Consider the following 4,210-nt stretch of genomic DNA (forward strand, 5'->3'; position numbering starts at 1 on the left):
ACGGTACCTGTAACAGCGCCACCTGAGCCGAAGAACAGTAACGTCCATTGGCATTGGCTGTGAACGCCTGGCCGTGTGCTGACACAGTAGCCACTGTTGCTGCCGATATCACGGCGGTCCTGATCCATCAGTGGTTGGTCGAACACGAACAGATCGCCCTGGGAAGGGCCAGGAGGGCCAATATCAACCGCGCTCTTCAAACCGCGGGTGCCGTCGGCGAGGGTGACCAGCGTGATGGGCTGACGGCTGTTGATGCAAGCTGCGAGGGAGATAAGCATAAGCAGCGTACAAGTGGTGCGAAGCAAAGCGGTTTTCATGGCTGTGGTCTCGTGGCAAGTGGACTCCGGACGCAGCACCGCTAAAGCTGCAGCCGGAAAATGCTAAGACTAGCGGCCAATCAGGAAAACACAACGCCGTGCCTGCGCGCCGTCACTTACCGCGTACCTGGGTGGGGAGGCGCATAGTCGGCCGACACATCCAGCGCTTTGGCATAGGGCCCATCCCACAGCTGTTCATGCAACTGGCCTACGCGCTTGGCCATCGCCTCACTGCGCATCACCACCTCCAGATTGCGCGAATTATCCAGGTAGCCGCCCAACCAATTGCTGGTGCCAACCCACGCCACCTGGCCGTCGACCTCCATGGTTTTACTGTGGATCACCCGCGCATAAGGGATAAAGCCTTGCTTGGCTTCGGGCAGGGTGACGATCTTGATCTCGACATTAGGCAGCACCGCCAGGCTCTTGAGATAAGGCAGCTCCAGTGGGTCGGTGTTCCAGTTGGACACCATCAGCTTGATCGACACGCCACGGGCAGCGGCGGCGCGCACGGCGTTGTCGATCACGGCGTAGTACGGCCGGGTGCGATCCGGTCCGTAGGACAGCGGCGCGTAGTCGAGCAATTGCACGCGCACTTCTTTTTTGGCTTCGCCCAGCAGGCGCGGCAGTTCCAGCTGTGAGTCGCCCACGCCGGGCGGGTTGTAGCGTTGCGGGCTGGCCACCAAGTAGTTGCCGGTACGTGCAGGTGCCTGGCCGCTGGCGGGTAGCGGCACCGGGTGTTTCCCCGCCAGCGCGGCCTGAGCTTGCCAGTCTTGCTCGAAGATCGCCTGCACCTGGCCCGCCACCGTTTCGTCAGTGATGCGCAGCCCGGTTTCGTGGATATGTTCCAGGGCGCGCCAGTCGAAATTCTGACTGCCGACAAACGCTTGCTTGCCATCCACCAGCAGGTACTTGGCGTGGATGATTCCGCCGCTCAGTTGCCCGTAAGGCAGCACGCGCAAGGTCAGGTTGGGAATGGCGCGCAAGCGTTCCAGGGTGGCGGCGTCCGACAGCTTGATGCCTTTTTCTTCGAGCAGGAAACGAATCTTCACGCCGCGTTTGCCGGCGGCTTCCAGGTGATCAAGCACCTTGTTCATCACCGAACCTGGGTGGTCCGCGGCGTAGAACTGGCCGATATCAATGCGGCTTTTGGCGCCGTCGAACAGCTCGATCCATACCGGGCCGGGCTGGCGTAAATCGTCGGTGCTAAGGGCGGTGTCCACGGGCACGGTGTGCACCAGTTCAAAGCCTGGAATGGAAAAGTCCGCCTGGGCCAACGGACTGAGGAGCAAGCCGGTCAGGCCGGCGATACGCAACTTTATCGAAAGGGACATAAGCGTCTCATCGCACCAAAGGAAAAGGCGAGCGCCCAAGGCGCCCGCCCTGCAGGTCAGGCCGTGCGGCTGTGCAGCGGGGTGGGTACGCGATGGGGCACTTCATCCTGTGCGCGGGCGCCGGTGGCGGCGCGGATCAGCAGGATCTTCAACTGGTCGTTGATGCGCTCCAGGCTGTCCTGGAAAAAGTTGTGAAACACCACGCAAAACAGCGCGATGGCGATACCTAATCCCGTGGCGAACAACGCCGTCCCGATACCCCCGGAAATCTGCCCTGGGTCCGACACGCCCGCGGTGGCCAGCGCCTTGAAGGTGTCTATGATGCCGAGAATGGTACCCAGCAGGCCCAGCAGCGGGGCGGCGGTGGTGATGGTCTCGATAATCCACAGGCTGCGGGCCAGTGGGGCGCGGGTCTTCAGGTACTGGGTGTCGATCTCGTCGTCCAGGTCCTTGCGCGAACCGTGGGTTGCCTTCTGGGCCAGCACCGGCAGGATCATGTTCAGCGGCAGGCTGTCGCGACGGGTCAGGTTTTCCGGCAGGTCGCGCTCGCTGTGTACGTTGGCGCCCAGGGCGTCGATCAATGCGCGAGCCTGGCGGCGTACGTAGGCGAAGTAGATACCGCGTTCGATGGCGATGAAGATCGCAATGGCCATCGCCGCGTACATCACATAGAAGGTGACGTCGTGGAGCAGGTTCATATCCATGATGGTGTTCCTCTTGAGGTGAGTCTTAGAAATTCGCTTCCAGCGAAACCGTGACGGTACGGTCCAGGCCGACGATGTACGCAGGGTCCCCATCGCGGAAACCGCTATAGCTGGCCGCGTTGGTCTTGGTGGTGTACACGCCGTCCAGGTATTTCTTGTCGAACAGGTTGTCGACGTTCAGGCGCAGGGTCGCGTCCTTGACCACCTTCTTGTCCACCGGCAGGTAAATACCGGCGCCGAGGTTGAACACGGTGCGGCCGGAAATCGCCTCGTCGTTGGTCAGGTCACCGTAGAGCTTGCTGGTGTACTTGCCGCCGAAGGTGCCGTAGAAGCGACCGTCGTCATACCCGATGTTGGCCGCCAGCATGTTCTTGGGCACGTTGGCGAACTGCTTGCCACTGGTGGGCAGCACGATGGGTTTGCCGGCGTTGTAGACGGTCAGGTCATCCTGCTGCTCGGCCTTGGTGTAGGTGTAGGAGGTGTAGTAATTGAAGTGGTGGGGCAACTGGCCGCTCCACTCCAGCTCCAGCCCTTTGTTGACCACGGAGCCGGCGTTGATGTCGGCAAAGTCACCGTTGATGTCCCGGGACGACACCTGGCGGTTCTTGAAGTCCATGTAGAACAGGGTGGCGGCCAGGTTCATGTCGTCGCCGCTGTAGCGCCAGCCCAGTTCATGGTTCCAGCTGGTTTCCGGTTCGGCGTCGATCGAGCCGGCGCCTTTGTCGTAGAGCACGTAGTTCTGCGGCACGCGCATGTTGCGCGACAGGCTGTAGAACAACTGGTCACGCTCGTCCAGCTGGTATTTGAGGCCGGCGTTGGGCAGCAGTTTGTTGTAGGTCTGGTTACGTTTTTCCGGGCGTTCGTTGAGGCTGCCGTGGTTGGTGCCTTCACGCTCGACGTTCATGTAGGCCAGGCCTGCGATGAAGGTCCAGTCCGGGTTGATGTACCAGGTGTCCTGGGCCCAGACCTTTTGCGCAGGCGTCACGGTGAAACGGTCGCGACCCTGCACGGTGTTGCCGTTGGCATCGACGATGGCGCTGTTGGAATCAGGCCAGGTGTCCACCGGCTTGCCGTTGCTCTTGAGCGGAATGAACGGCTGGGTCTGGCTCTGGCGTGCGCGCTCGTACCAGTAACCGAATTGCAGGCTGTGGTCGCCCAGGTCCCAGGTCAGCTTGGTGGTGATACCCGGACGCCAGGTTTGCGTACGTGAAGGGCGGTAGTACACGCCGCTGTTGGGTGTGCCGTCGGCGTTGTATTGGGCGGCGGTGGGCAGGTTGCCGAGGTCGAACACACCGCCCTGGTTGGAGCCACGGTTGAGGGCATAGCTGGATGAACCGACGCCGCTGCCATTGCCCCAGTAGTAATACGGGATCACCGACAGCGCGAGGTTATCGGCCAGTTTGAACTGGGTGTTGAGCACGGCGGTGAACGTCTGGAACGGGTTCTGCGCCAGGGCGTAATAGCTGTTGTACTTGCCGTTGCTGCCCACGCTGGGTGTTGCCGGATAAGGGTCGTACTTGCGGCCATATTGCTGGAACTGCGCCTTGGTCAACTGGCTGTAACTGTTGTTGTCCTGCTCGTGGTACTTGAGGATCAGGTTGGCGGTGTTGCCATTGCCAGCGTCGAAAAAGCTGTTCCACTCCACCTTGTCCGCGCGTACCGCGCCCGAACCGCGCCACATCTCTCCTTCGGTATGGGACACCGACAGCCAGTTGCTCAAGCCGTTGATTTCGCCGGTATTGAGGCGGGCAAAGGTCTTGCGTGTGGCATTGCTGCCGACGACCTGTTTGACGAAGGCGCCGGTTTCCTTGGTCGGGCGAATGGTCACGATGCCAATGTTGCCGCCGCTCGAACC

Annotated in this window: 4 protein-coding genes; all 4 read right to left on the bottom strand. The window is 61.2% G+C overall.

Annotated elements, in window-relative coordinates:
• Nucleotides 1-317, bottom strand: a 317-nt coding sequence (locus GIW04_RS28515; RefSeq protein ID WP_236479447.1) for a hypothetical protein, incomplete at its 3' end; no start/stop codon positions are given.
• A 116-nt stretch (nt 318-433) separates the two neighbouring features.
• Nucleotides 434-1,651 (bottom strand): phospholipase D-like domain-containing protein, encoded by a 1,218-nt coding sequence (locus GIW04_RS28520; RefSeq protein WP_003190093.1) that lies wholly within the window; start codon nt 1,649-1,651, stop codon nt 434-436.
• Between the two features lie 56 nt (nt 1,652-1,707).
• Nucleotides 1,708-2,355, bottom strand: a complete 648-nt coding sequence (locus GIW04_RS28525; protein ID WP_003190096.1) for a MotA/TolQ/ExbB proton channel family protein — start codon at nt 2,353-2,355, stop codon at nt 1,708-1,710.
• Between the two features lie 25 nt (nt 2,356-2,380).
• Nucleotides 2,381-4,210 (bottom strand): TonB-dependent receptor domain-containing protein (locus GIW04_RS28530; protein ID WP_236479448.1); only part of this gene is annotated, 1,830 nt, incomplete at its 5' end.

Origin of the sequence: Pseudomonas sp. PA-4-8C (assembly GCF_021606625.1) — a bacterium.
Classification (GTDB): domain Bacteria; phylum Pseudomonadota; class Gammaproteobacteria; order Pseudomonadales; family Pseudomonadaceae; genus Aquipseudomonas; species Aquipseudomonas lactis.

What these genes read in the sequence shown, in the direction of transcription:
- GIW04_RS28520 (WP_003190093.1), bottom strand. Translation starts at nt 1,651, where the DNA reads ATGTCCCTTTCGATAAAGTTGCGTATCGCCGGCCTGACCGGCTTGCTC.
- GIW04_RS28525 (WP_003190096.1), bottom strand. Translation starts at nt 2,355, where the DNA reads ATGGATATGAACCTGCTCCACGACGTCACCTTCTATGTGATGTACGCG.